The sequence below is a fragment of the Streptomyces sp. NPDC085524 genome, from assembly GCF_044541755.1.
Taxonomy (GTDB): domain Bacteria; phylum Actinomycetota; class Actinomycetes; order Streptomycetales; family Streptomycetaceae; genus Streptomyces.
Genome location: NZ_JBITTH010000001.1, coordinates 159,889 through 185,253, shown reverse-complemented (window position 1 = coordinate 185,253; position 25,365 = coordinate 159,889). Strand labels below are relative to the sequence as shown.

Annotated in this window: 19 protein-coding genes and 1 pseudogene; 18 read left to right on the top strand and 2 right to left on the bottom strand. The window is 73.6% G+C overall.

The annotated features are described in order from the left end of the window. The first annotated feature begins 282 nt into the window (after positions 1–282). Positions 283–4,182, top strand: a complete 3,900-nt coding sequence (locus ACIGFK_RS00855) for a Pls/PosA family non-ribosomal peptide synthetase (protein ID WP_400050076.1) — start codon at positions 283–285, stop codon at positions 4,180–4,182. A gap of 56 nt (positions 4,183–4,238) precedes the next feature. Beyond that, positions 4,239–5,564 (top strand): M1 family metallopeptidase, encoded by a 1,326-nt coding sequence (locus tag ACIGFK_RS00850; protein WP_376656623.1) that lies wholly within the window; start codon positions 4,239–4,241, stop codon positions 5,562–5,564. A 7-nt stretch (positions 5,565–5,571) separates the two neighbouring features. Here ACIGFK_RS00850 and ACIGFK_RS00845 read toward each other — a convergent pair whose 3' ends face one another. Continuing rightward, positions 5,572–6,111, bottom strand: a complete 540-nt coding sequence (locus ACIGFK_RS00845) for a PP2C family protein-serine/threonine phosphatase (protein WP_400050216.1) — start codon at positions 6,109–6,111, stop codon at positions 5,572–5,574. On the opposite strand from ACIGFK_RS00845, the gene ACIGFK_RS00840 reads away from it, so the two are divergent. Together ACIGFK_RS00840 and ACIGFK_RS00835 are read left to right on the top strand one after the other, a co-directional pair. Continuing rightward, entirely contained in the window at positions 6,053–6,574 is a 522-nt protein-coding gene (locus ACIGFK_RS00840) for a hypothetical protein (RefSeq protein WP_400050075.1), read from the top strand. The genes ACIGFK_RS00845 and ACIGFK_RS00840 overlap by 59 nt on opposite strands. A gap of 29 nt (positions 6,575–6,603) precedes the next feature. After that, positions 6,604–6,840, top strand: coding sequence for a hypothetical protein (locus ACIGFK_RS00835; RefSeq protein ID WP_376656621.1), 237 nt, complete (start codon positions 6,604–6,606; stop codon positions 6,838–6,840). 138 nt (positions 6,841–6,978) lie between these two features. Here ACIGFK_RS00835 and ACIGFK_RS00830 read toward each other — a convergent pair whose 3' ends face one another. After that, complete coding sequence (locus ACIGFK_RS00830) at positions 6,979–7,479, bottom strand: copper-binding protein (RefSeq protein ID WP_400050074.1); 501 nt, start codon at positions 7,477–7,479, stop codon at positions 6,979–6,981. Positions 7,480–7,630: 151 nt separating this feature from the next. On the opposite strand from ACIGFK_RS00830, the gene ACIGFK_RS00825 reads away from it, so the two are divergent. The 14 genes and pseudogenes from ACIGFK_RS00825 (at position 7,631) to ACIGFK_RS00760 (ending at position 25,259) form a co-directional block, all read left to right on the top strand. After that, on the top strand, positions 7,631–8,209 hold the full coding sequence (locus tag ACIGFK_RS00825; protein ID WP_400050073.1) for an RNA polymerase sigma factor: 579 nt from the start codon (positions 7,631–7,633) through the stop codon (positions 8,207–8,209). Next, positions 8,206–8,907 (top strand): zf-HC2 domain-containing protein, encoded by a 702-nt coding sequence (locus ACIGFK_RS00820; RefSeq protein WP_400050072.1) that lies wholly within the window; start codon positions 8,206–8,208, stop codon positions 8,905–8,907. The genes ACIGFK_RS00825 and ACIGFK_RS00820 overlap by 4 nt, the downstream gene beginning before the upstream one ends. Positions 8,908–8,923: 16 nt before the next feature. Continuing rightward, positions 8,924–11,020, top strand: a complete 2,097-nt coding sequence (locus ACIGFK_RS00815; protein WP_386466716.1) for a SpoIIE family protein phosphatase — start codon at positions 8,924–8,926, stop codon at positions 11,018–11,020. A gap of 73 nt (positions 11,021–11,093) precedes the next feature. Then, positions 11,094–13,163: a SpoIIE family protein phosphatase gene (locus ACIGFK_RS00810; RefSeq protein ID WP_400050071.1), complete on the top strand. Its 2,070-nt coding sequence runs from the start codon at positions 11,094–11,096 to the stop codon at positions 13,161–13,163. 26 nt (positions 13,164–13,189) lie between these two features. Further along, a pseudogene (locus ACIGFK_RS00805) lies at positions 13,190–13,435 on the top strand (isocitrate/isopropylmalate family dehydrogenase); the annotation flags it as partial. Positions 13,436–13,552: 117 nt separating this feature from the next. Continuing rightward, a complete protein-coding gene (locus tag ACIGFK_RS00800; protein ID WP_376655976.1) occupies positions 13,553–15,418 on the top strand; it encodes a glycoside hydrolase family 3 N-terminal domain-containing protein in 1,866 nt (621 codons plus the stop codon). 208 nt (positions 15,419–15,626) lie between these two features. Continuing rightward, positions 15,627–17,351 (top strand): AMP-binding protein, encoded by a 1,725-nt coding sequence (locus tag ACIGFK_RS00795; RefSeq protein ID WP_400050070.1) that lies wholly within the window; start codon positions 15,627–15,629, stop codon positions 17,349–17,351. Next, entirely contained in the window at positions 17,348–17,887 is a 540-nt protein-coding gene (locus ACIGFK_RS00790; RefSeq protein ID WP_400050069.1) for an acyl-CoA thioesterase, read from the top strand. Before ACIGFK_RS00795 ends, ACIGFK_RS00790 begins: the two co-directional genes overlap by 4 nt. A 70-nt stretch (positions 17,888–17,957) precedes the next feature. Next, a complete protein-coding gene (locus tag ACIGFK_RS00785; protein ID WP_400050068.1) occupies positions 17,958–20,375 on the top strand; it encodes a bifunctional salicylyl-CoA 5-hydroxylase/oxidoreductase in 2,418 nt (805 codons plus the stop codon). Between the two features lie 12 nt (positions 20,376–20,387). Continuing rightward, a complete protein-coding gene (locus ACIGFK_RS00780; RefSeq protein ID WP_386466702.1) occupies positions 20,388–21,428 on the top strand; it encodes a carbon-nitrogen hydrolase family protein in 1,041 nt (346 codons plus the stop codon). Then, the gene (locus ACIGFK_RS00775) at positions 21,425–22,537 is read left to right on the top strand and encodes a cupin domain-containing protein (protein WP_376655981.1); all 1,113 of its coding nucleotides are present in this window, start codon (positions 21,425–21,427) and stop codon (positions 22,535–22,537) included. The genes ACIGFK_RS00780 and ACIGFK_RS00775 overlap by 4 nt, the downstream gene beginning before the upstream one ends. A 91-nt stretch (positions 22,538–22,628) precedes the next feature. Beyond that, positions 22,629–23,540 carry a fumarylacetoacetate hydrolase family protein gene (locus tag ACIGFK_RS00770; protein ID WP_376655982.1) on the top strand — a complete coding sequence of 304 codons (912 nt, stop codon included), beginning with the start codon at positions 22,629–22,631 and terminating at the stop codon, positions 23,538–23,540. A gap of 9 nt (positions 23,541–23,549) precedes the next feature. Further along, the gene (locus ACIGFK_RS00765) at positions 23,550–24,308 is read left to right on the top strand and encodes an Asp/Glu racemase (protein WP_400050067.1); all 759 of its coding nucleotides are present in this window, start codon (positions 23,550–23,552) and stop codon (positions 24,306–24,308) included. 111 nt (positions 24,309–24,419) lie between these two features. Beyond that, positions 24,420–25,259 (top strand): PaaX family transcriptional regulator C-terminal domain-containing protein, encoded by an 840-nt coding sequence (locus tag ACIGFK_RS00760; RefSeq protein ID WP_400050066.1) that lies wholly within the window; start codon positions 24,420–24,422, stop codon positions 25,257–25,259. Positions 25,260–25,365 lie beyond the last annotated feature (106 nt).

Below are 25,365 nucleotides of genomic sequence, written 5' to 3'. Positions count from 1 at the left end.
GCCCGCCGTCGGCCGGAAACGGGCGCCCCCGGCCGGCGCGTGGAGCTCCTGATCGAGGGCATGCACTGCATCAGCTGCGGCCTCCTCGTCGACGACGGGCTGGAAGAGGTCCCCGGAGGCGCCTCATTACCGTCTTTTCCCAGCCATGCGCAAGATGTCGGCCGGGAATTCCGTGACCGCGGATTAAAATGGCGGGCTGTTTGGCGCTGGATCGGAACAACCCGGGCAGACCTGGGCTCCGCCGGCGACCCGGTCGTTTCCGGGAACGAGACGCGAGGGCCGATGGCAGCCACACCTCAGGGCGGCGAGTTCACTCTGCTCAGCGACGGGGAGAACCGCGAGGAGTCCGGCAAATCGGCCCGGTTCTTCGCCGGACCCGCCGCCCCGAAGCGCACCCTCGTCGACATCTTCGAGGCGTCCGTGAGGGCCCACCCCGAGGAACCCGCCCTGGACGACGGCACCGCCCAGCTGACCTACCGCGCGCTCGCCGTCGAGGTCGAGCGCCGGCGGGCCGCCCTCGCGGCCGCCGGGGTGGGGCTCGGCGACCGGGTCGGCGTCCGCGTGCCGTCCGGGACCAACGAGCTGTACGTGGCGATCCTCGCGGTGCTCGCCGCGGGCGCCGCGTACGTCCCCGTCGACGCAGAGGACCCGGACGAGCGGGCCGAACTGGTCTTCGGCGAGGCCGGGGTGCAGGCGGTGATGGGCGCCGGACAGCACATCGAGGCCACCGGCTCCGCCGAGGAGCGGACCGCCCTGCGGCCCGGCCCCGAGGACGACGCGTGGATCATCTTCACCTCCGGTTCCACCGGCAGGCCCAAGGGCGTCGCCGTCACCCACCGCAGCGCCGCCGCCTTCGTGGACGCCGAGGCCGCACTGTTCCTCACCGAGGAGCCGATCGGCCCCGGCGACCGGGTCATGGCCGGACTGTCCGTCGCCTTCGACGCCTCATGCGAGGAGATGTGGCTGGCCTGGCGCTACGGCGCCTGCCTCGTCCCCGTACCCCGCTCCCAGGTGCGCAGCGGCGCCGACCTCGGCCCCTGGCTGGTGGAGCAGGAGATCACCGTGGTCTCCACCGTGCCCACCCTGGCCGCGCTCTGGGAGCCCGAGGACCTGGGCGAGGTCCGGCTGCTGATCTTCGGCGGCGAGGCGTGCCCGCCCGAACTGACCCAGCGCCTGGTCACCGAGGGCCGCGAGGTCTGGAACACGTACGGCCCCACCGAGGCGACCGTCGTCGCCTGCGCCTCGCTGCTGACCGGCGAGGAACCCATCCGGATCGGGCTCCCGCTGAACGGCTGGGAACTGGTCGTCGTCGACGAGTCCGGCGAGCCGGTCCCCATGGGCGGCAGCGGCCAGCTCGTGATCGGCGGCGTGGGCCTGGCCCGCTACCTCGACCCCGAGAAGGACGCCGAGAAGTACGCCCCGCTGGAATCCCTGGGCTGGGACCGCGCCTACCGCAGCGGAGACCTCGTCCGCGCGGAACCGGAGGGCCTGGTCTTCCTCGGCCGCGGCGACGAGCAGATCAAGCTCGGCGGCCGCCGCATCGAGCTCGGCGAGGTCGACGCGGCGCTCCAGGCCCTGCCCGGCGTCGCGGGCGCGGCCGCGGCCGTGCGCACCGCCCGCAGCGGCAACCAGCTGCTGGTGGGCTACCTGGTCACCCAGGACGGCTGGGACCGCGCGGCGGCGGTGGAGCGGCTGCGCGCCGAGCTGCCCGCGGCCCTCGTACCGCTGCTCGCGCCCGTCGCCGAACTGCCCACCCGCACCTCCGGCAAGGTGGACCGCGACGCGCTGCCCTGGCCGCTGCCCGACCTGGAGACCGCCGGCCCCGCCGAGCAGCTCTACGGCACCGAGGCCTGGCTCGCCGAGCAGTGGAGCGAGACCCTCGGCGTGGCCGTCACCAGCGGCACCGACGACTTCTTCGCGATCGGCGGCGGCAGCCTCTCCGCCGCCCAGCTCACCACCAGGCTGCGCACCCGCTACCCGAGCGCCGCCGTCCTCGACATCTACCAGCAGCCCGTGCTGCGCAAGCTGGCCCGGCGCCTGGAGAAGTCCGTGCAGGAGGACGGCGCGGCCCGCACCGTCGCCCCCGTCCCGCGCCGCGCCCAGGCGGTGCAGTCGCTGCTGCTGCTCCCGCTGTTCACCGTCGTCGGCCTGCGCTGGACGGTGGCGCTGCTGGCGCTGGGCAACGTACTGCACCTGCTCGGGCCCTACCCGTGGGCGCCGACCGCCTCGTGGTGGCTCGTCGCCGCCGGCGCCGCCCTGCTCTTCAGCCCGCCCGGCCGGCTCGCCGTCGCGGCCGGCGGAGCACGGCTGCTGCTGCGCGGGGTGAAGGCCGGACGCCACCCGCGCGGCGGCAGCGTGCACCTGAGGCTGTGGACGGCCGAGCGGCTCGCCGAGTACGTCGGCGCGACTTCGCTCACCGGTTCCTGGCTGGAGCGCTACGCGCGGGCACTGGGCGCCAAGGTCGGCCCCGAGGTGGACCTGCACTCGCTGCCGCCGGTCACCGGCATGCTCAAGCTCGGCCGCGGCTGCGCCGTGGAGTCCGAGGTGGACCTCTCCGGGTACTGGCTCGACGGGGACCACCTCGTCATCGGCCAGGTCAAGGTGGGTGCGGGCGCCGTGGTCGGCACCCGCAGCATGCTCTTCCCCGGTGCCCGGGTCGGCAAGCGGGCCGAGGTGGCCCCCGGCTCCGCCGTGGTCGGACAGGTCCCCACCGGCCAGCGCTGGGCCGGGGCGCCCGCCGTCAAACTGGGCCGGGCCAAGCACAACTGGCCCAGGGAACGCCCGCCGCGCGGGCTCGCCTGGCGGGCCATATACGGGGCGACCGGCTTCTGCCTCACGGCCCTGCCCGTGCTCGCCGCGCTGCCCGCCCTGCTCGTCGCGAGCCGGTTCGTGCCCGCCGGCGCCGGGCTCGCCGATGCCCTGCGCGGTGCGCTGGTCGCCGTGGTGCCCGGCGCGCTCGCGTACGGGTTCGCCTACGCGCTGCTCCTGCTGGTCTCCGTACGCCTGCTCAGCCTCGGCCTGCGCACCGGGAGCCACCCCACGCACAGCAGGGTCGGCTGGCAGGCCTGGACCGTCACCCAGCTGATGGACCTGTCCAGGGAAACGCTCTTCCCGCTGTACGCGGGGCTGATCACCCCGGTGTGGCTGCGGCTGCTCGGCATGAAGATCGGCCGCGGCGCGGAGGTCTCCACCGTCCTCGCCCTGCCGAGCCTGACCACCGTCGGCGAGGGCGCCTTCCTCGCCGACGACACGCTGACCGCCCCCTACGAACTGGGCGGCGGCTGGATGCGGATCGGGCACTCCGAGATCGGCCGCCGCGCCTTCCTCGGCAACTCCGGCATGACCGCGCCCGGCCGCAGCGTGCCCGACGACGGGCTGGTCGGCGTACTGTCCGCCACCCCGAAGAAGGCCAAGAAGGGCAGCTCCTACCTGGGCCTGCCGCCGGTCAGGCTGCCCCGCTCCACGGCCGATACCGACCGGAGCCGGACGTACGACCCGCCCGCACACCTGCTGTGGGCGCGCGGACTGGTGGAACTGTGCCGGCTCGTGCCGGTCTTCTGCTCGGCCGCGCTGGCCGTGCTCACCGCGGCGGCGCTCTGCGCCCTGATCGGCGCAGCCCCGGGGACCTGGGGGACCCTGCTGCTGTCCGGGGCCGTCCTGCTCGCCGCCGGCCTGGCCGCCTGCCTGGTCTCGGTGGCCGCGAAATGGCTCCTGGTCGGCCGGCACCGGACGGGGGAGCACCCGCTGTGGAGCGGCTTCGTCTGGCGCAACGAGCTCGCCGACACCTTCGTCGAGGTGCTGGCCGTCCCGTGGCTCGTCGGATCGGTCCCCGGCACGCCGCTGCTGGGCCTGTGGCTGCGCGCCCTGGGGGCCCGGATCGGCCGCGGCGTGTGGTGCGAGAGCTACTGGCTGCCCGAGACGGACCTTGTCTCGCTGGGCGACGCGGCCGGAGTGAACCGGGGCTGTGTGTTGCAGACCCACCTCTTCCACGACCGGATCTTGAGGACGGATACTGTGGTCCTCCGCGAGGGCGCCACCCTGGGCCCGGGCGGCATCGTCCTGCCCGGGAGCACGGTGGGGGCCCGCAGCACGCTGGGGCCCGCATCGCTCGTGATGGCCGGGGAGTCGGTCCCCGCCGACACCCGCTGGCTGGGCAATCCGATCGAGGCGTGGCGCTCCTGACCGGGCGGCCCGCACCAGCACGTCGTACGAGCACAGCGCAGGGAGCGGAACCGGCAGTGAGCGCCCAGCAGACAGCGGTAGCGGACCCGTACTTCCCGGCCAACGGCGATGCCCGTTACCGCGTGCACCGGTACGAACTCGCTCTGGAGTACCGGCCCGGCCCGAACCGGCTCGCCGGTACGGCCCGGCTCAGCGCGATCGCCGGGCGGGCGCCGCTCACCGAGTTCCACCTGAACCTGGCCGACTTCAGAATAGGCCGCGTCCTGGTGAACGGCCGGGCTCCGCACTACACCCACCGGGGCGGGAAGCTCCGCATCCGGCCCGCCAAGCAGGTACCCGCCGGAGCCGCCTTCACCGTGGAGGTGCACTGGTCGGGCAACCCCAAGCCGGTGCGCAGCCCCTGGGGCGGCATCGGCTGGGAGGAGCTGACCGACGGTGCGCTGGTGGCGAGCCAGCCCGTCGGCGCGCCCTCCTGGTACCCGTGCAACGACCGCCCCGCCGACAAGGCCTCGTACCAGATCTCCGTCAACACCCCCTCCGCCTACACGGTGGTCGCGGGCGGCCGGCTGCTCACCCGCACCACGAAGGCCAGCACGACCACCTGGGTGTACGAGCAGTCCGCGCCGACCTCCAGCTACCTGGTCGGCCTGGCCATCGGCATGTACCAGACGGTGCTGCTCGGCGACCCGGGCCTCGGCGGCGTCCCGCAGAGCGCCCACGTACCGGCGCACCTGCTGCCGCAGTTCTCCCGCGACTTCGCGCGGCAGCCCGCCATGATGCAGCTGTTCGAGGAGCTGTTCGGGCCCTATCCCTTCGGCGAGTACGCGGTGGTCGTCGCCGACGAGGAACTGGACGTCCCGGTGGAGGCCCAGGGGCTCTCCCTGTTCGGCACCAACCACGTGGACGGGGCGCGCGGCTCGGAGCGCCTCATCGCGCACGAACTCGCACACCAGTGGTTCGGCAACAGCGTGAGCATCGCCGACTGGCGGCACATCTGGCTGAACGAGGGCCTCGCCAAGTACGCCGAGTGGCTCTGGTCGGAGCGCTCCGGCGGCCGCAGCGCGCAGGACACGGCCTCCATCGCGCACCGGCTGCTGGCCTCGAAGCCGCAGGACCTGAAGCTGGCCGACCCGGGCCGCAAACTGATGTTCGACGACCGGCTGTACGAGCGCGGGGGCCTCGCCGTGCACGCGGTCCGCGTCGCCCTGGGCGACGGGGCCTTCTTCCGCATGCTGCGGGACTGGGCGTCCGTACACCGGGGCGGGGCGGTGACCACGGCCGGTTTCACCGCCCATGCGGCCCGCTACGCGGCGGAGCCGATGGACGACCTGTTCAGGGACTGGCTGTACGAGCCGTCCCTGCCCGCGTTGCCCGTGGCGTAGCCGCAGGTCAGGCGTCGGCCACGGCGGCTCTGCCGGCCTCCTGGGGCGGCCGGGGGCGCAGGCGGGCGGCGACGACCGCGACGTCGTCCTCGGCATGCCGGGCGTCGGGTCCTTCGCAGACCGCGTCCACCACGTCCACGGGCCGCGCGCCCGCGCTCGTGCGGAGGGCGGTGAGCCGGGCCAGGGAGGCGTCGATGTCCTCCCCGCGGCGTTCCACCAGGCCGTCCGTGTACAGCAGCAGGGTCTGCCCGGGGCCGATCGGCCGGGCGAGGGCCTCGTAACCGCCGACACCGGTGCCGAGCGGCGGGCCGACGGGCACGTCCAGCAGCTCGCCCCTGCCCTCCGCGCCGAACACGGCGGGCGGCAGGTGCCCGGCGCTGGCGTAGACGGCCGTGCCGCGCGCCGGGTCGACCCGGGCGACGAGACAGGTCGCGGGCCGCCGCGACTGGACCGACCGCGGTCTCCTCGGCGGCCGCCAGCCGCCGGGCGTGCCCGATGTGGATGCCCGCGAGCCGCGCCGCGAAGCGCAACGCCGCCAGCGCGTGATCGTCGAACCCCTCGTGCGCCCGGGCCGCGAGCACCCTCCCGTGGACCTCGCCGCGGTCGGTCAGGGGCACCTGGACCAGGTGCGCGGCGCCGCCGCCGGCATTCCCCTCCCGGGCCTGCGGGGGCAGTTCCCGGCCGGGCACCGTGCCGTCCAGCAGCGCGGTCGTGCCCTGCGCCGCGACGCGCTCGTGCCCGGCGCCGTGGCCGGACAGCTCCACCGCCGCGGCGTCGCACAGCGTACGGACGAGGGAGGCGGCCAGCTCCCGGCAGGTCTCGCGCTCGTCGGAGGACGTCCCGATCCGCTCCAGGGCCTCTTCCACGGCCCGCAGCCGTGCCTCCGGCCCGTCCCGCTCGGACGTTTCACCAGCGTGCACCAGTTCCGGTGGATCAGCAGGAGATCGGCCGGATCAGCGGGAACGGTCATCGGGCGGCAAAGTCTTCGCCATGCCGATCCAGGGGCGTGACCACGTCCCGGCCTGCACGTTTCCCCTACGTGACGCTCGACGACCTGTACACCAGCATCGTGGCCGAGGAGATCGAATCCCCGGCCGAACCCGAACGCCTGCCCCTCCTCACCCGGGCGGAGGCCGACCTCGCGCTCGCCGTGCTCGACGTCGTCGCGGGCGGCTCCATGGACGACGAGGTGCGGTCCACCGCCCGGGCCCTGCGGTCCCGGCTCGGGCTGCGGCTGTGCACGGAGGGCCCGCGCGCCGGCTTGACCTCGAGCTAGTGCTGTGACCGGAAAGGTTCACCGGGTCACGGCGCCCGGCACCGCGCCTCGCCGCGTTGTCGGACCACGCGCGTACGTCCAGTACGAGACGACGTGGCCCTCCGCCTTGCGACGCACCGCACCGGACACCGGTCCCGCTCAGTAACCGCCGTCCGAGCCGGACGGCCCGGCCGGGGCCGGGCTCGCGGGCGGCGGCGCTCCGGCGCCGCCCACCGTGATCTCCGTCTTCATCCCCAGGTCCGCGTGCCCGTCGACGGGGCAGTAGATCTCGTAGGTGCCGGACTTCAGGGTCACCCTGACCGTGTCGGAGGCGCCGGGAGCAAGGGTCCTGGTGCGGTTCTCCCCGGACGGGCCCTCGATCTCCAGTGCGTGCTCGTGGTGGCCGTCGTTCTTCGCGACGAAGGCGTAGGCGCCCGGCGCGAACGACTTCTGCGACAGCGCGATGTGGAAGTCGGTCAGGTCCGCGGTCACCTGCGTGACCCCCGTCGTCCGAGCCGCCGGCGGCTCGGACGACGGGGGAGGCGTCGTGCCGCCGGAGCTCCCGCCGGAGCCTGCGGCCCCGCAGCCGGCGAGTACGCCGGCGAGAGCCCCGGCCGCCAGTGCCCGTTCGGCCCGGCTGCGTGTGGATGCCGTCGCCATGGCTCGGCCCTCCGGAATCGATCCGTCCTGCAGTGGATACGGACGGACGGCACGGACGGATTGGCCGTGGGCGCAGGGGGAGGAGGATGGCCCTGTGACGTCACCCGGCCCCGGCGCAATCCCCAGGGGCAGGCCGGCCGTATCCACTGGTATGCGGAGAATGGGCCTACCCCTCGGGAGCGCTCCGGACGAGGCGCTGCTCTCGGGCCTGACGACGGGCGATCCGGACATCGCCGTGGCCTTCGTACGCCGCTTCCAGCGCACGGTCTACGGCGTCGCCCTCGCCGTCGTCGGCGACCCCCGGCTCGCCGAGGACATCGCGCAGGAGACCTTCGAGCGGGCCTTGCGGCACGCCCAGGTGTACGACCCCCGCCGCGGGTCCGTGAAGACCTGGCTGACGACCATCGCCCACAACCTGGCCATCGACGCGGTGCGCGCCCGCCGGGCCAGGCCCGTCGCGCCCGAGGACCTGGACGCGCTCCTCGACGCCGTGAGCGACACCCCCGAGCGGTGGGCGCTCGCCGAGGAGACCTCGGCCGGGATCCGGGCGGCGGTGGCGGCGCTGCCACGGGAGCAGGCCCGCGCCGTGGTCATGGCGGGTATCTACGGGATGCCCGCCCAGCAGATCGCCGAGTTCGAACAGATCCCCCTGGGCACGGCCAAGACGCGGATCCGGACGGCGATGGGCAGGCTGCGGACGTCCCTGGGGGCCGAGGAGCGCCGACCATGAGCGAGATGACCTGCGAGCGGCTGCGCGAGCTCGGCGCCGAGCTGGCGCTCGGAGTGCTGCCGGGCAGGGAGCGGGCCCTGGCCATCGCCCACCTGGACCACTGCTCCGCCTGCCGGGAACACGTGGAGCAGCTGACCCTCGCCGGAGACGGCCTGCTCGGCCTGCTGCCGGGCGCCGAACCCCCCGTCGGCTTCGAGACCCGCGTCACGAACCGGCTGTACCCGGCGCGGCCGGCCCGCCCGGCCCGCCGCCGGTACCCGCACCTGCCCCGGAGGGCGCGGCTCGCGGCCGCCGCGGCCGCCCTGGCCCTCGCGGCCGGGTTCGGGGGCTGGTCCGTCGGCACGGCCTTCGACGACACCCGTGCGCCCGCGCCGCAGGCCCGGGAGCACGCGGACCTGCTCCAGGCCGCCCTGGTCGCGGACGGCCACGAGGTGGGGCGGGTGTACGCCCACCCCGGCTCGCCGGGCTGGGTGTACATGTCCGTCGACCTGGAGGGGGACGCCGGACGGCCGGTCCACTGCCGCCTGGTGCGCGCCGACGGCACCACGGTCGACGTGGGCGCCTTCCCGCTCAGTGCCGGATACGGCCACTGGGGCGCCCCGGCCCCCGTGGACCCCGCGACCCTGACCGGGGCCCAGCTGCTCGGCGCCGACGGCACCGTCCTCGCCTCGGCGCACTTCACGCCGCGCAACGCGTGAGGTCTTCGCATAATGGATGGAAAGACCGGCGGGTGGAAGGGGACGTCTCGTGCCATCGGCTCGGCCGGGGGACGCGCAGGCTCACGGTCCGCTCCGGTCCGAACCGGGGACGCTGCTCGAACGCGTGCCCGTCGCCGTCTTCGGCATCGACGACGACGACCGCATCTGCTACTGGGGGCCCGGCGCGAGCGAGCTCTTCGGGTACGACGCCACCACCGTCCTGACCGAGCCCGGCGCCCTCCTCTTCGCCGACGGGCAGCACGGCTCGTCGGAGGCGTGCGCCCGGCTGACGGAGCGGGGCCGGACCCAGGGGTACTGGAGGGGCCGGCTGCAGGCCCGGCACCATGACGGCAGCGTCTTCCCCTGCGGCTTCCGGGCCTTCTCCGTGACCGGGGCCGGAGGGCCGGGCGTGGTGATGGTCCTGGCCAGCCGCAGCGACGAGCTCGACCGGGTCAAGACCAACCTCGCCTTCCTCGACGCCCTCTTCGAGACCTGCCCCATCGGCCTGGTCATGCTCGACCCGGACCTCCGCTACGTCCACCTCAACCAGGCGCTCGCCGACATGGACGGCCTCTCCATCGAGGCGCACCTCGGGCGGTACATGGACGAAGTCATGATCATGTCCGACGGCGGCGAGTACCAGCGCATGCTCCGGGCCGTCGCCCAGGGCGGAGCGCCGGTCGTGGGCACCCTGGTGGGCACCCGCCCGCGCGGGCATCCGGACCGCGACCAGGTGCGCTCGGTCAGCTTCTTCCCCCTGAGCCAGGCCGTCGGCTCGCGCCCCGGAGTCGGCGGGCTGATGGTGGACGTCACCGACCGCCAGCGGGCCATCCTGGAAGCCACCGCCAGCCGCCGCCGCCTCTCCCTGCTCAACGCGGCCTCCGCACGCATCGGGACCACCCTGGACGTGAACCTCACGGCCCAGGAGCTGGTCGACGCGTCGATGCCGGACTTCTGCGACGGTGCGGTGGTCGAGATCGTGGAATGGATGGACGAGTCGGAGGACTTCGACCCGGACCGGCCGCTGATCACCCGCAGGATCGCCTCCGGGACGATCCTGCCCCCGCCGGCCGTCGAACTCGTGAGCGGGGTGGGCAAGGTGCGCTACCCGCCCGGCTCCGTCATCCACGACATGCTGAGCACCGGGCGTGCCATCTCGGCCGAGGTGAACGCCGAGTTCCTGGCCCGGACCGTCCTCACCGAGTCCCGGACCCGGGTCATGGCCGAGAGCGGCGTGGCCTGCGTGCTCGTCGCCCCGCTCATCGCCCGGGACACCGTCCAGGGCATCGCCATGTTCGGCCGCTCCGCGGACCGCCCCGCCTTCACCCGGGACGACGTCATCCTCGCCGGTGAACTCGCCTCGCGCGCAGCGATCTGCCTGGACAACGCCCGCCTGTACAGCCGCGTCCAGGACATCGCCCTCACCCTCCAGCGGGCCCTGCTGCCCCGCGTGCTGGTGACCGGCCCGTACGTGGAAGTGGCGCACCGGTACGTGCCCGGCAGCCGGACCACCGAGGTCGGCGGCGACTGGTACGACGTGAGCAGCCTGCGGGACGGCCGGGTCGCGCTCGTGGTGGGCGACGTGATGGGGCACGGGGTGTCGGCCGCCGCCTCCATGGGCCGCCTCCGCATCACCGCCGACGCCCTGGCCGGACACGTCAGCGACCCCGCGGACGTGCTCGCCGAGCTCGACGCGTGCGCCCGGGTGGCCGGGATCGAGCTGGCGACCTGCCTGTACATCGTCTACGACCCGACGAGCGGCCGCGCCCGCATCGCCGGAGCCGGCCACCCCCCGCCCCTGCTGCTCCGCCCCGACGGCACGGTGGAGACCGTCGACACGGCCCCGGGGGTCCCGCTCGGCGTCGGCGGCTTCCCCTTCCGCACGACCGAGATCGAAATCCCCGCCGACGCGACCCTCGCCCTCTACACCGACGGCCTCATCGAGACGCGGGGCCGGGACATCGACGTCGGCCTGGACGCGCTGCGCGCCGAACTGGCCGCATCTCCCGGGCCGTTGGAGGAAATGGCGGACCGCATCCTCGCGAACCTGCTGCCCCAGCCGCCGACCGACGACACCGTCCTCGTCCTGGCGCGCGTCCGCCGCGCGCCCTGAGGGGGCACCGGGTGCCCGGTCGCCGGGCCGCCCCCCGGGGGCGATACTGGATGCCACGCCGCGTGGAGGCGACATGCGCGAATCGGAGCACGGCGGCCCGGGCCCCGTCCCGGCGTCCGTCAGCGATACGGCAGCAGTCGTACTGGACGACGCGGGTGTGGTCGTGGCCTGTTCCGAAGCGGCCGCGGTGCTGCTGGAGTGCTCGCCGGGCGGGGTGTGCGCCCCGCTGATGGCGCTGCTTCCGGGCCGCGGGACGGAACCGGCCCCGGGCGGGAGCCCGGTGCCCCGGCCCGGTGCGGACCTGCAGGGCCGGCCGGGCGGTCCGGCGTACGAGCTGGTCCGGCTCGGGACGCGGGCCGCGGACGGCGCCGCCCCCGGGCCGCGGTGGCTGGTGCTGGTCAGGCCCGCCGCATCCACGGCGGAAACGGTCGAACGGGACGCGGAGCGGCGCCGGGCGGGGCTGGCCCAGGCCGCGGCCGCGGCCATCGGGGCCTCCCTCGACGTGACGGGCATGGCCGAGACCCTGGTGAACCTGCTCGTCCCCGACTTCGCCGACCTGGCCACCGTGGACCTCGCCGAACCGGTGCTGGTGGGCGACGAACCGCCGCGCCTCGACGCCAGCGGGGACGTCCGGCTGCGCCGGACCGCCGCCGCGCAGAGCCCCGGGATCTCCGCGGAGGACCTCCTGCCCGTCGGGGAGGCGCTGCCGCCCGTACCGGACAACGAGCTGATGGGTCCCCTCATGGAGGGGCGGCCCGTGCTGGTGTCCGACGTGTCCGTCCTCCGTACCGCCCTCGGAGTGGACCCCGCGAGCCTGCCGCTCTTCGTCCCCGGCGCGGCGCACTCCTCCGTGGCGGTGCCGCTGTACGCGCGGGGCCTGGTCCTCGGCTGCGTCACGGTCTGGCGCAGCCAACTGCCCTCCGCGTTCGGCGAGGAAGACGCCGAGCTCCTGCTGGACGTCGCCTCCAGGGCGGCGATCGGCGTGGACAACGCGCGCCGCTACACCAAGGAACACCGGTCGGCGGTGGCGCTCCAGCGCAGCCTGCTGCCGCACTCCGCCGTGAACACGGCCGCCGCGGACGCCGCGGGGATCTACCAGCCGGCGGGCGGAGGCGTCGGGGTCGGCGGCGACTGGTTCGACGTGATCCCCCTGCCGTCGCTGCGCGTGGCGTTCGTCGTCGGGGACGTCGTCGGCCACGGACTCGACGCCACCGCGGCCATGGCCCGGCTGCGGACCGCGGTGCAGACCCTGGCCGACCTCGACCTGGACCCGGGCGAACTGCTCACCCACCTCGACGACCTGGTGCTCGGCTTCTCCGACGAGCACACCTCCGGCGCTTCCCGCTCCGAGCGGGCGGTGCTCGGGGCGACCTGTCTGTACGCCGTCTACGACCCGGTGGCGAAGGTGTGCGCCGCCGCCACGGCCGGACATCCGCCGCCGGCCCTCCTGTCGCCGGGCGAGGAGCCGGCCTTCGTCGGCATGGCGCCGGGACCCCCGCTCGGGGTGGGCGGAGTGCCCTTCGAGGTGACGGAGTTCGCCGTGGCCCCCGGCAGCCTGCTGGCGTTCTTCACGAACGGACTCACGGGCAGCCGCGGCGCCGACATCGAGGAGGGGCTGGAGCGGCTGCGGACCTCGCTCGCCGCCGCCGACCGGAGCCGGCCCCTGGAGGAGATCAGCCAGGGCATCTTCGACGGGGTGCTCCCGGAGGAGCCCGCCGACGACGTCGCCCTGCTGCTCGCCCGCACCCACGCGCTGCCGTCCGGCCAGGTCGCGGAGTGGGAGCTCGAAGCCGATCTGTCCCTCGTCGCGCGCGCCCGTGAGCTGGTGCTGCGACAGCTGTCCGACTGGGAGCTGGACGAGCTGGGCTTCGTGACGGAGCTCGTCGCCAGCGAACTCGTCACGAACGCCATCCGCTACGCAGGCGGACCGGTCGGGCTCCGGCTGATCCGCGACCGGGTGCTCGTCTGCGAGGTGTCCGACCCCAGCAGCACCCAGCCCCGCCTGCGCCGCGCGCGGGAGACGGACGAGGGCGGGCGCGGGCTCTTCCTCGTCGCGCAGCTCACCGACCGCTGGGGCAGCCGGTTCACCGGCACGGGCAAGACCATCTGGACCGAACAAGCCGTGAGCGTCCCCGAGCTCTGACCACCGATCCTGGTCGACGCCTCGAGTACCCGTCCATGTTCGAGCCGGTCCACGGGTCGGCCCCCGGCATCGCCGGGCAGGGCGTCGCAGACCCCATGGGCGCGATCCGGTCCGCGGCGATGACGGCCGGGCACCTCGGCCATCCGGAGGCGGCGGCCGAGATCACCGGCGCCACCGCCCGGGTCCCGGCCACCAGCCCGGTGCGCACGCGCGACCCCGGCGGCAGCGCCTCCGCGGCCGGATTCACCTCCGCCGTCCTGCGGTACCTGTGACGGAGGGCCGCCGCCGGGGGGTGCCCAGGTCTGTGCGGCAGGGTCTGTTCCGCATTCGGTTACACGTGTAATCTCCGAGCCGTACGACTCGTGAAGTGAAGCTTCGAGGAGCATGCGATGGCAGACACTCCGGCGGCCCGGCCGCGCATCCTGACCGCTCCGGACGGTACGTCGTTCCGTGATCTCAACGGCAACGGCGTCATGGAACCCTACGAAGACCCCCGCCTCCCCGCGGCCGAGCGGGCCCGGGACCTCCTCGGGCGCATGACGCTGGAGGAGAAGGCGGGCCTCCTCTTCCAGACCATGATCACCATCAACCCCGACGGCTCGCTGGTGGAGCCGGAGCCGGGGGCACCCGACGACGACCCGATGCGCGCCTCCACCTCCGCGATGGTGACCGGCAAGCTGATGAACCACTTCAACCTGTTCGGAGCGGCGACGCCGCGCCGCATGGCCGAGTGGAACAACCGGCTCCAGGACCTGGCCGCCGCGACCCGGCTCGGGATCCCGGTGACCGTCTCCACCGACCCCCGCAACGGCTTCGTCGACAATCCCGCGGCGAGCGCCCAGACCGACGGGTTCTCGCTGTGGCCCGAGCCGCCCGGCCTGGCCGCCGTCGGTGACGAGGAGCTCGTACGGGAGCACGCCGACATCGTCCGCCAGGAGTACCTCGCGGTCGGCATCCGCCTCGCCCTGCACCCGACCGCCGACCTGGCCACCGAGCCCCGCTGGCCGCGCGTCCTGGGAACCTTCGGCTCCGACGCCGAGGTCGCCGCCCGCATGGTCGCCGCCTACGTCCGGGGACTCCAGGGCGAGAACCTCGGCGCCGACAGCGTCTCGGCGATGACGAAGCACTTCCCGGGTGCGGGCCCCCAGTTGAACGGGGAGGACGCGCACTTCCCGTACGGGCGGGAGCAGGTCTACCCCGGCGGCAACTTCGACTACCACCTGATCCCCTTCGAGGCCGCGTTCGCCGCCGGCACCTCGCAGGTCATGCCGTACTACGCCATGCCCGTCGGCACCCCCTACGACGAGGTCGGCTTCGGCTTCAACAAGGGCATCGTCACCGGCCTGCTGCGCGAGAAGTACGGCTTCGACGGCATCGTCTGCACCGACTGGGGCCTGGTCACGGACACGCAGATCTTCGGGGCGCCCTTCCCCGCGCGCGCCTGGGGCGTGGAGGACCTGGACCGGCTCGCCCGGGTGGAGCTCATCCTGGAGGCCGGAGCCGACCAGCTCGGCGGCGAGGCGGCCCCCGACCTCGTGGTGGAACTCGTCCGCACCGGCCGGGTGGCGATCGAGCGCATCGACTCCTCCGTCCTGCGGCTGCTGAAGGAGAAGTTCGTCCTCGGGCTCTTCGACGACCCCTACGCGGACCCCGACGCCGCGGCCCGGATCTGCGGGAACCCGCAGTTCACCGCAGCCGGCCTGGCCGCCCAGAGCCGTTCGGTCACCCTCCTCAAGGACCGGCCCGAAGGCGCCGAGGCGCCCCTGCTGCCGCTCGCACCCGGACTGCGGATCTACACGGAGGGCGTGGACCGCGCCGTCGCCGCGCAGTACGCGACGGTCGTGGAAACGCCCGGCGAGGCGGACGTCGCGGTGCTGCGCATCGCGGCCCCGTACGACAAGGACCGGACGACGGGCTTCGAATCCTTCTTCCGGGCGGGCCGCCTCGCCTTCACCGAGGACGAGCTGAGGCCCGTGCTCGAGGTCGCCGCCGCCGTTCCGGCCGTCGTCGACGTCTTTCTGGACCGGGCGGCGGTCATACCGGAGATCGCCGACCGGGCGGCGGCCCTCGTGGCGAACTTCGGCGCCTCGGACCGGGCCCTGCTGGACGTGCTCTTCGGCCGGACGGCGGCCGAGGGACGGCTGCCCTTCGAGCTGCCCCGCTCGATGGAGAGCGTCGTCGCCGGGCACGAGGACGTGCCCAACGACTCCGGCGACCCGCTCTTCCCCTACGGCCACGGCCTCCGGCTGGGCTGATCCCGGCTCCGCGCGGGGGTGGCGGCCCGACAGCCGCCGCCTCCGTGCGGAGAGGCCGATTCCGAGGTCCCGCACCCTGCGCTACGAGGCTAGTTATACGTACAACTGCTTGTTATCAAAATCTGATATCGCGTCTTGTTGACGGTCGCAAGTTTGGCGAGATACTTGCTCCACTCTCCCCGCTGCCCCGAGATTGAGGTGCCGCCCCATGGAGCTCTCCCCGTCCGCGCACGTCGACACGTTCTGCCGTGATCGGCTCCCGCCCTTCCCCCTCTGGCCCGAACTGCACTTCGACCTCCCGGAGTTGCACTACCCGGACCGGCTCAACTGCGCCGAGCGGCTGCTGGACGACGCCGTCCGGCGCTGGGGCCCCGACCGCCCCTGCCTGCTGACCCCCACCGAGCGGTGGACCTACGGCGACCTGCTCGAACGCGCCAACCAGGTCGCGCAGGTGCTCACCGAGGACTTCGGCCTCCTCCCCGGCAACCGCGTCCTGCTGCGCGGGCCCAACAACCCCTGGCTGGTCGCCACTTGGTTCGGCGTCCTGAAGGCCGGCGGGGTCGCCGTCGCCACCATGCCGCTGCTGCGGGCCGGCGAGCTCGCGGAGCTGTGCGAGATCGGCCGGCCGGCCGTCGCCGTGTGCGACCACCGCTACCTCGACGAACTCGTCTCCGCCGTCTCCGCCGTCTCCGCCGTCTCCGAGACCGGCGCCGGCACCGACGCCGACGCCGCGTCCGGCCGTCTCCGTCCGGCCGTGCTGGCCTACGGCGGCCCGGGCGGAGCCGATCTGGTGGCGCGCTGCGCCGCGAAGGACGGGACGTTCCCGGCCGTGGCCACCGCGGCCGACGACGTGGCCCTGATCGCCTTCACCTCGGGGACGACCGGACGGCCGAAGGCGACCCTGCACTTCCACCGGGACGTGCTGGCCAACGCCGACACCTTCTCCCGCCACGTCCTGCGGCCCCGCCAGGACGACGTCTTCACCGGAACGCCGCCCCTGGCCTTCACCTTCGGGCTGGGCGGGCTGGTGGTCTTCCCGCTGTCCGTGGGTGCGTCGACCCTGCTGGTCGAGCAGGCCTCCCCGCGGCGGCTGGCCGAACTGGTCGAGGAGCACGGCGTCACCGTCCTCTTCACCGCGCCCACCGCCTACCGGGCGATCATGACGGCCGGCGAGGCGGGCCGGCTGGCGGGTCTGCGCCGCTGCGTGTCGGCGGGGGAGGCGCTGCCGGCGGCGGTGTGGGAGGACTTCCACGCGGCCACCGGCCTGCGCATCATCGACGGGATCGGCGCCACCGAGATGCTCCACGTGTTCATCTCGGCCTCCGACGGCGACATACGCCCCGGCTCCACGGGCCGGCCCGTCCCCGGCTACCGGGCCCGCGTGGTCGACGAGGAGGGCGAGCCCGTCCCCGACGGGCAGCCCGGTCTGCTCGCGGTCACCGGCCCCACGGGCTGCCGGTACATGGAGGACCCGCGCCAGACCACGTACGTACGCAACGGCTGGAACATCACGGGCGACACCTACGTCCGCGACGCCGACGGCTACTTCTGGTACGTGGCCCGCAGCGACGACATGATCGTCTCTTCCGGCTACAACATCGCCGGCCCCGAGGTCGAGAAGGCGCTCGCCGCCCACCCCCACGTCGAGGAATGCGGCGTCGTCGGAGCCCCGGACGACGAGCGCGGAATGCTCGTCAAGGCGTACGTGATCCTGCGCCCCGGTGTCGCGCCCGACGGGGCGACGGTCAAGGAACTCCAGGACCACGTGAAGCGGACCGTGGCGCCCTACAAGTACCCGCGCGCCGTCGAGTTCGTCACCGACCTCCCGCGCACGAGCAACGGAAAGCTCCAGCGCGCGGAGCTGCGCAAACACGCCCGGTCCGCCCCCGGCGCGCCCCAGAGCCCGTCTCCCGAACCCGAAGGAAAGGCGTGACCGTGGACGACTCCACCCCGCAGCAGGCGGTGTCCGCGACGACGGACGGCTGCTCCGCCGGATGCCCCGAAGCCCTCGTGCAGAACCTGCCGAGCATCGTCATCGAGCGGCGCGTCGAATGGCCCGACACGGATGCGGCCGGCCACTACCACCACTCCACCGTCGTGCGCTGGGTCGAGGCCGCCGAGGCCGTCCTGCTGCGGCGGCTGGGGCTCTCGCACCTCTTCGGCAGCACGCCGCGCGTCCACTTCGAGGCCGACTACCGCGCCCGGCTGTGGTTCGGCGAGACCGTCCGCACCGAACTGCGGGTCACCGAGGTCGGGACCAGCTCCCTCCACTACGCCTTCACCGTCCGCGGCGAGTGCGAGGCGGCGAGCGGGGAGGCCGTGGCTGCAAGCGGGGAGGCCGTGGCCGCGAGCGGCCGGATGGTCATCGCCCACTCGGCCTCCCGCGCCACCGGCTCCACGGCCTGGCCCGACGACGTGCGGGAGGTCCTCACCAAGGCGGGGCCCCAGGCTCCCGAGCTCTTCACGTGATGTGTCGAATTCTTGACGACCGCCAAATATGCAACATATTCTTTGGCTCGGAACCACTAGGAGGAACACCGTGCGTGTAGCAGTCATCGGAGGGGGGCCCGGCGGGCTGTACTTCGCGGCCCTGGCCCAGCAGCTCTCCCCGGAGTGGGAGATCACGGTGTGGGAGCGCAACGCCCGCGACGACGCGTTCGGCTTCGGCGTCGTCTTCTCCGACGAAACCCTCGACGGCATCGCGCAGGCCGATCCCGCGGTGTTCGCGGCCATGTCCGCGGAGTTCGCCCGCTGGAGCGACATCGACGTCCGCTACGACGGAGAGGTCCACGTCTCCGGCGGCCACGGCTTCGCCGCCCTCGACCGCAACCGGCTGCGGGAGATCCTCCAGCAGCGCTGCGCGGACCTCGGGGTGACCGTCCACTACGGCACCGAGGCGCCGCCCGTCGGGGAACTCGCCCACGGTCACGACCTGGTGGTCGCCGCGGACGGCATCCGCTCCGCGGTCCGCGACACGTATCCGGGCAGCTTCGGCACGGAGCTGGACGAGCGCCACTGCCGCTACATGTGGCTGTCCACCGACCACGTCTTCGAGGCGTTCACCTTCATCGTGGAGAAGGGGGACTTCGGCAGCATCCAGGTCCACGCCTACCCGTACGACGACAAGCGCAGCACGTTCATCGTCGAGATGGCGGAGGAGGACTGGCGCCGGGCCGGCTTCGCGGCCTTCGCCGAGCGGGAGTTCGCCCGGGGCGAGAGCGACGAGGAGAGCGTCCGGCGGTGCGAGGAGATCCTGGCCGGCCACCTCGACGGCCACCGGCTGATCCCCAACGCCTCGAAGTGGATCCGCTTCACCACCGTCCGCAACACCTCCTGGAGCCACGGCAACGTCGTCCTGCTCGGGGACGCGGCCCACACCGCCCACTTCTCCATCGGCTCCGGCACCAAGCTCGCCATGGAGGACTCGCTCGCCCTGGTCGCGTGCCTGCACGAGCACCCCGACGTGCCGTCGGCGCTCGCCGCCTACGAGGGCGAACGCCGGCCGGTCGTCGAATCCACGCAGCGCGCCGCCCAGGCCAGCCTCGAATGGTTCGAGAACATCGGCCGCTACACCGGGCAGGAACCGCGGCAGTTCGCCTTCAACCTGCTCACCCGCAGCCGCCGCGTCACCTACGACAACCTCCGTGTGCGCGACGGGCGGTTCACCGACGCGGTCGACTCCTGGCACGCCGGGCTGAGTGCGCCCGCGGCCATCCGGACCGCCGGCTCCGGCGCCGTGCAGGGCCCCGGCCAGGGCGCCGTGCCGCCGATGTTCCGCGCGTTCCGGCTGGGCGGCCTGCACCTGCGCAACCGCGTCGTCGTACCGCCCACCGCCCTGTACACGGCGCGGGACGGGGTCCCCGGCGACTTCGAACTCGTCCACCTCAGCACCCAGGCGCTCGGCGGCGCCGGCCTGGTCCTCGCCGGCATGACGGCCGTGAACGCCGACGGCAGGGCCACCCCGGGCTGCCCCGGCCTCTACACGGACGAGCAGGAGGCCGCCTGGCGGCGGATCACCGCCTTCGTCCACGGCCAGTCGGACACCTGTCTGGGCGTCCAGCTCACCCACGCCGGCCGCCGCGCCTCGACCGCCGTGCCCCGGCCCGACGGCAGGGTCGTACCGCTCGGCCCCGCGGGGTGGCCGCTCGTCGCCGCCTCCCCGCTGCCCTGGAGCGAACTGGCCGCCGTCCCGCGCGAGGCGACCCGCCGCGACATGGACGACATCGCCCGCGATTTCACGGCCGCGGCCGAACGCGCCCACCGCGCCGGTTTCGACGCCCTCGAACTCCAGTACGGGCACGGCCACCTGATGTCCGGCTTCCTCTCCCCGCTGACCAACGTGCGCACGGACGCATACGGCGGCAGCCTCGAGGGACGGCTCCGCTTCCCCCTGGAGGTACTGCGCGCGGTGCGCGCCGTCTGGCCCGAGGGGAAGGCGCTCGTGGTCCGCGTGTCCGCCGCGGACTGGGCCGAGGGCGGCACCAGCGAGGCCGAGGCGGTGGAGATCGCCCGCGCCCTGGCCGAGGCCGGAGCCGACGCGGTCGACGTGTCCACCGGCGAGGTCGTCCCGCACGAACGGCCCCGGTACGGCCGCAGCTACCAGACCCCGTACGCGGACCTGATCCGCAACGCCACCGGCGTCCCCACCATCGCCGTCGGCGCCATATCCACGTACGACGACGTCAACTCGATCATCCTGGCGGGCCGGGCCGACCTGTGCGCCGTCGGCCGCGCCCACCTGCACGACCCCCTGTGGACCCTGCACGCCGCGGCCGCCCAGGGCTACAGCGGCCCGGCGGCGCCCTGGCCGGCCTCCTGGAAGGCCGGCAGCGGCCGCCCGCCCGGAGCCCGTACGGACCGCGTCCCGCCCCGCCTCCAGCTGCTGCGCGAGGCCGCACCGCCCGTGCACCAGCGCTGGGTCCCGCCCGTTCCGGCCGCCGCAGCGGCCGCCCGCTGACCTGGAGACCCGATGGACCACCTGCCACGCTTCACCGCCGCAGCCGTTCAGGCCGCCCCCGTGTACCTGGACCCGGCGGCCACCGTCGACAAGGCGGTCGGGCTCATCGCCGAGGCCGCAGCGGCCGGGGCCGAACTCATCGTGTTCCCGGAGGTGTTCGTCCCCGGCTACCCCTACTGGAACTGGACGATGAACCCGGTCCAGGGCTCGCCCTGGTTCGAGCGCCTCCAGCGCTCCGCCGTCGACGTCCCCGGCCCGCACGTCGACCGGCTGCGCGAGGCGGCCCGCCGGCACGGCGTCGTCCTCGTCATCGGGGTCAACGAACGGAGCCCGCGCAGCCTCGGCATCCTCTACAACACCCTGCTCACCATCGGCCCGGACGGCGCACTCCTCGGCGTGCACCGCAAGCTGGTGCCCACCTGGGCCGAGAAGCTCACCTGGACCGGCGGCGACGGCAGTTCGCTGAAGGTCCACCAGACGCCCGTCGGCCCGCTCGGCGCCCTGGCCTGCGGCGAGAACACCAACACCCTGGCCCGCTTCACCCTCCTCGCCCAGGGCGAACTCGTCCACGCGTCCTGCTACATCGCCCTGCCCGTGGCCCCCGCCGACTACGACATGGCCGACGCCATCGCGGTCCGCACGGCGGCCCACAGCTTCGAGGGCAAGGTCTTCTCCGTGGTGGCCTGCTCCACGGTCTCCCCGGAGATCGTGGACACCCTCGCCGGGGAGGACGAGGAACTGCGGGGGCTGTTCACCCGCCCCCGCAGCGCCCTGTCGGGGATCTTCGGCCCCGACGGCCGCCCGGTCACCGAACCCCTCGTCGACGAAGAGGGCATCGTCTACGCCGAGATCGACCTCGCCCGCTGCATCCAGCCCAAGCAGATGCACGACATCGTCGGCCACTACAACCGCTTCGACGTCTTCCGGCTCCACGTCGACGACCGCCCCCGCACCCCGGTGACCTTCGCTTCCGATGCCCCGGGCGCCGCGGCACCCCTGCCCGCCGAACCCCTCCGCCCCGATGCGGCGGGCCCCCTCAAGGAGGACTCATGACCACCGAGTACGACGACGGCCGGCTGGGCCGCGCGCGGGTGTCGGCAAGCCCCGAACTCACCGCGTACTACGGCGAGCTCGCCGAGCTCGAAGCCGGCGCCCTGTGGACCGTCGCCAACGACATAGAGCCCTGGTACCCGCAGCCCCGGTCCGTCCCGATGCTGTGGCGCTACGAGCAGCTGCGGCCGCTCGTCCACAAGGCCCTGCCCCTCGTGAAGGCCGACGACGCCGGCCGCCGCGTGGTCATGCTCGTCAACCCCGGCCGCAAGGACGTCAGCGCCGCCGTGGGACTGCTCTACACCGGCCTGCAGATCATGGGACCCGGCGAGGCCATGACCGCCCACCGCCACCAGGCCGCCGCACTGCGCTTCGTACACGAGGGCACCGGCGCGTGGACCGTCGTGGACGGGCAGAAACTGCGGGTCGCACCGGGCGACTTCGCCATCACGCCGAACGGGACCTGGCACGAGCACGGGAACGAATCCGAGGACGCCCCCGTGATCTGGCAGGACGGCCTGGACATCCCCCTGGTCAACGCACTGGACGCCGGGTTCTACGAGGTCCATCCGGAGCTGTACCAGACCCCCGGCAAGGTGATCGACTCCTCCGTCCTGACCTACGGCGGCAACCTGCTCCCGTACGGCATGGAGAAGTGGACCCGGCCCTACTCGCCGCTCCTCGCCTTCCCGTGGGAGCCCACCTACGAAGCGCTCCGCAACCTCGCCAAGGCCACCGAGGGCTCCCCGTACGACGGGGTCATCGCCGAGTACACCAACCCCCTGACCGGCGGCTCCGTCATGCCCACCATGGGCGCCCACATGCAGCTCCTGCGCCCCGGCCAGGCCACGCTCGCGCACCGCCACACCGGCTCCGTCATCTACACCGCGGCCAAGGGGCGGGGCGTCTCGGTGATCGCCGGGCAGCGCTTCGAGTGGAAGCAGGGCGACATCTTCTGCGTCCCGTCCTGGGCCTGGCACGAGCACCACAACCTCGACCCGTCCGAGGACGCCTGCCTCTTCTCCTTCAACGACTTCCCCGTGATGCGCTCGCTGAGCTTCTTCCGGGAAGAGGCGTACCCCGACAACGGCGGGCACCAGCCCGCCGCCTGAACCGCTCCGCCGCACCGCAGGCCGCCGGCCCTGACACCGGCTCCGGTGCGGCGGGGACCCACCCCTCCCTCTTCAACCGCAAGGAGCAGCCATGCGACTGGTCACCTACACCCACACCGCCGACGACGCAGCCCTCCGCCTCGGCGCCCGGATCGACGACCGCGTGGTCGACCTCGCCGTCCTGGCGAGCCGGGCCGGCGTGCGCATCCCGCTGGACCTCCTGTCCTTCATCCGGGCCGGCGCCCCCGCCCAGGAGGCCGCGCGCGAACTGCTGGCGGGCGGCCCGGCAGCCTGGCCGGCCGATGCCGTGCACCGGATCGACGAGGTCGCGCTGCGCGCCCCGCTGCGCCCCGGCAAGATCATCGGCGTCGGGCTGAACTACGTCGAGCACGTGGAGGAGTCCAGCCGCAGCCTGGACACCGACAAGGAGCGGCCCACGCGCCCGGTCCTCTTCAGCAAGCCCGCCACCGCCGTCACCGGCCCCGGCCAGCCGATCCTGCACAACGGCGACCTCACCGCCCAGCTGGACTGGGAGTGCGAACTGGCCGTGGTCATCGGCCGCACCGCGTTCCGCGTGAGCGAGGAGGACGCGTACGGCCACATCTTCGGCTACAGCATCGTCAACGACATCAGCGCCCGCGACCAGCGCCGCTCCGGCCAGTGGTTCTTCTCCAAGGGCCAGGACTCCTACGCGCCGTTCGGCCCCGAGGTGGTCACGGCCGACGACATCCCGGACCCGATGGACCTCGACCTCTCGCTGCGCGTCAACGGCGTCACCAAGCAGAAGTCGAACACCCGCCACATGCTCTTCCCCATCGCGCGCCTCATCGCCGACATCTCCTCCGGTGTCACCCTGGAACCGGGCGACGTCATCGCCACCGGATCGCCCGCCGGCGTCGGAGCGGGCATGGTCCCGCCGGAGTTCCTCGTCCCCGGCGACACCGTCGAGGCCACCGTCGAAGGCATCGGCACCCTGACCAACCCCGTCGTCGACGCCCGCTGAGGAGCGCACATGTCCCCCCGCACCTACCGCATCGGCCAGATCGTGCCGAGCTCCAACGTCACCATGGAGACCGAGGTCCCCGCGATCCTGCGGGCCCGGGAGTCCGTCGCACCCGAACGCTTCACCTTCCACTCCAGCCGGATGCGCATGACCCATGTGACCCCCGAGCAGCTCAAGGCCATGGACGCCGACTCCGACCGGTGCGCCGTCGAGCTCTCCGACGCGCACGTGGACGTCCTCGGCTACGCGTGCCTGGTGGCCATCATGAGCACGGGGCTCGGCTACCACCGCACCTCCGAGGAGCGGCTGCACCTGCGCACCGTCGAGAACGGCGCCCCCGCCCCCGTCGTCACCAGCGCCGGAGCCCTCGTCCACGGTCTGCAGACGCTCGGGGCGAGGAAGATCGCACTGATCGCCCCCTACATGCGGCCCCTGACGAAGACCGTCGTCGACTACCTCACCCACGAGGGTGTCGAGGTCCTCGACTACGAGGCCCTGGAGATCCCGAACAACCTGGACGTCGCCGCGCACGACCCCGCCCGGCTCCCGGGCCTCGCCCAGGCGCTGAACCACAGCGACGCCGACGCCGTCGTGCTCTCCGCCTGCGTGCAGATGCCCTCCCTGGGCGCCATCGACGAAGCCGAACAGCTCCTCGGCAAGCCCGTCGTCTCGGCGGCCGTGTGCACCGCCCACCAGATGCTGCGGAGCCTCGGCCTACCGGCGGTGGCCCCCGGCGCGGGCCACCTCCTGTCCGGCGCGTACGCCTGACCGCCCGGCCGCGGGCGCCCCGCCGCCGGCCGCCGGGCCGTTCCGGCACCTGGGCGGGGCTCCGTCCGCCCCGCTCGGTAGGATCGCGTCCGCACACGACGGAAGGCGATCATGGCGGACACTCCGATTCGGCCCAGCTCATTGATCAACACGGTCTACGGAGCGTTCCTGCGGCGCCTGGGCGGCTGGATCTCCGTCGCCGACCTGATCACCCTGATGTCCGAACTGGACGTCGACGGCCCGGCGGCGCGCTCGGCGATCTCCCGGCTCAAGAAGAAGGGCGTACTGGAACCGGAGCGCCGCGGCGCCACGGGATACCGGCTCAGTCCCGCCGCGCAGCCCGTCTTCGACGAGGGCGACCGGCGGATCTTCGGCAGCCTGGAACCGGCGAAGCTGAGCGACGGCTGGGCGATGGCCGTCTTCTCCGTCCCGGAGTCCGAGCGCTCGTACCGCTACCAGCTGCGCACCCGGCTGACCTGGCTCGGCTTCGGGAACATCGCCCCCGGCGTGTGGCTGGCGCCCGGCCGGCTCCTCGGCGACGCCCGCGAGATGCTCGTCCGGCGCGGCCTGAGCGACTACGTGCACCTGTTCGCCGCGGACTACGCGGCCTTCAGCGACCTGCCGGGGACGGTCAGCTCCTGGTGGGACTTCCCGGCGATCCAGGAGCAGTACGCCGGATTCACGCACGCGTACGGACCCGTCGCCGGGACCCTGGCCGAGCAGGGTTCCATCGAGGGCGCCGAGGCGTTCCGCCACTACGTCCCGATGCTCACCCAGTGGCGCCGGCTGCCCTACCTCGACCCCGGTCTCCCCGCCGAGCTGCTGCCCGCCGACTGGAACGCGGTCGCCGCGCGCCAGACCTTCCAGCAGCTGAACGACGTGCTCGCCGCACCGAGCCTGCGGCACGTCCAGGAGGTCACCGGCCTGACCGAGGCCACCCCGGAGCTGTAGGGTCGCGCCGTCGTGCCGGATACAGTGCGGTGGCGCGGGAGTTCAGGCCGGTCCCCGCGGACCGGCGGGGTGCTCCCGCGCCTCATGTCGGCAGGCGTCGGAACGG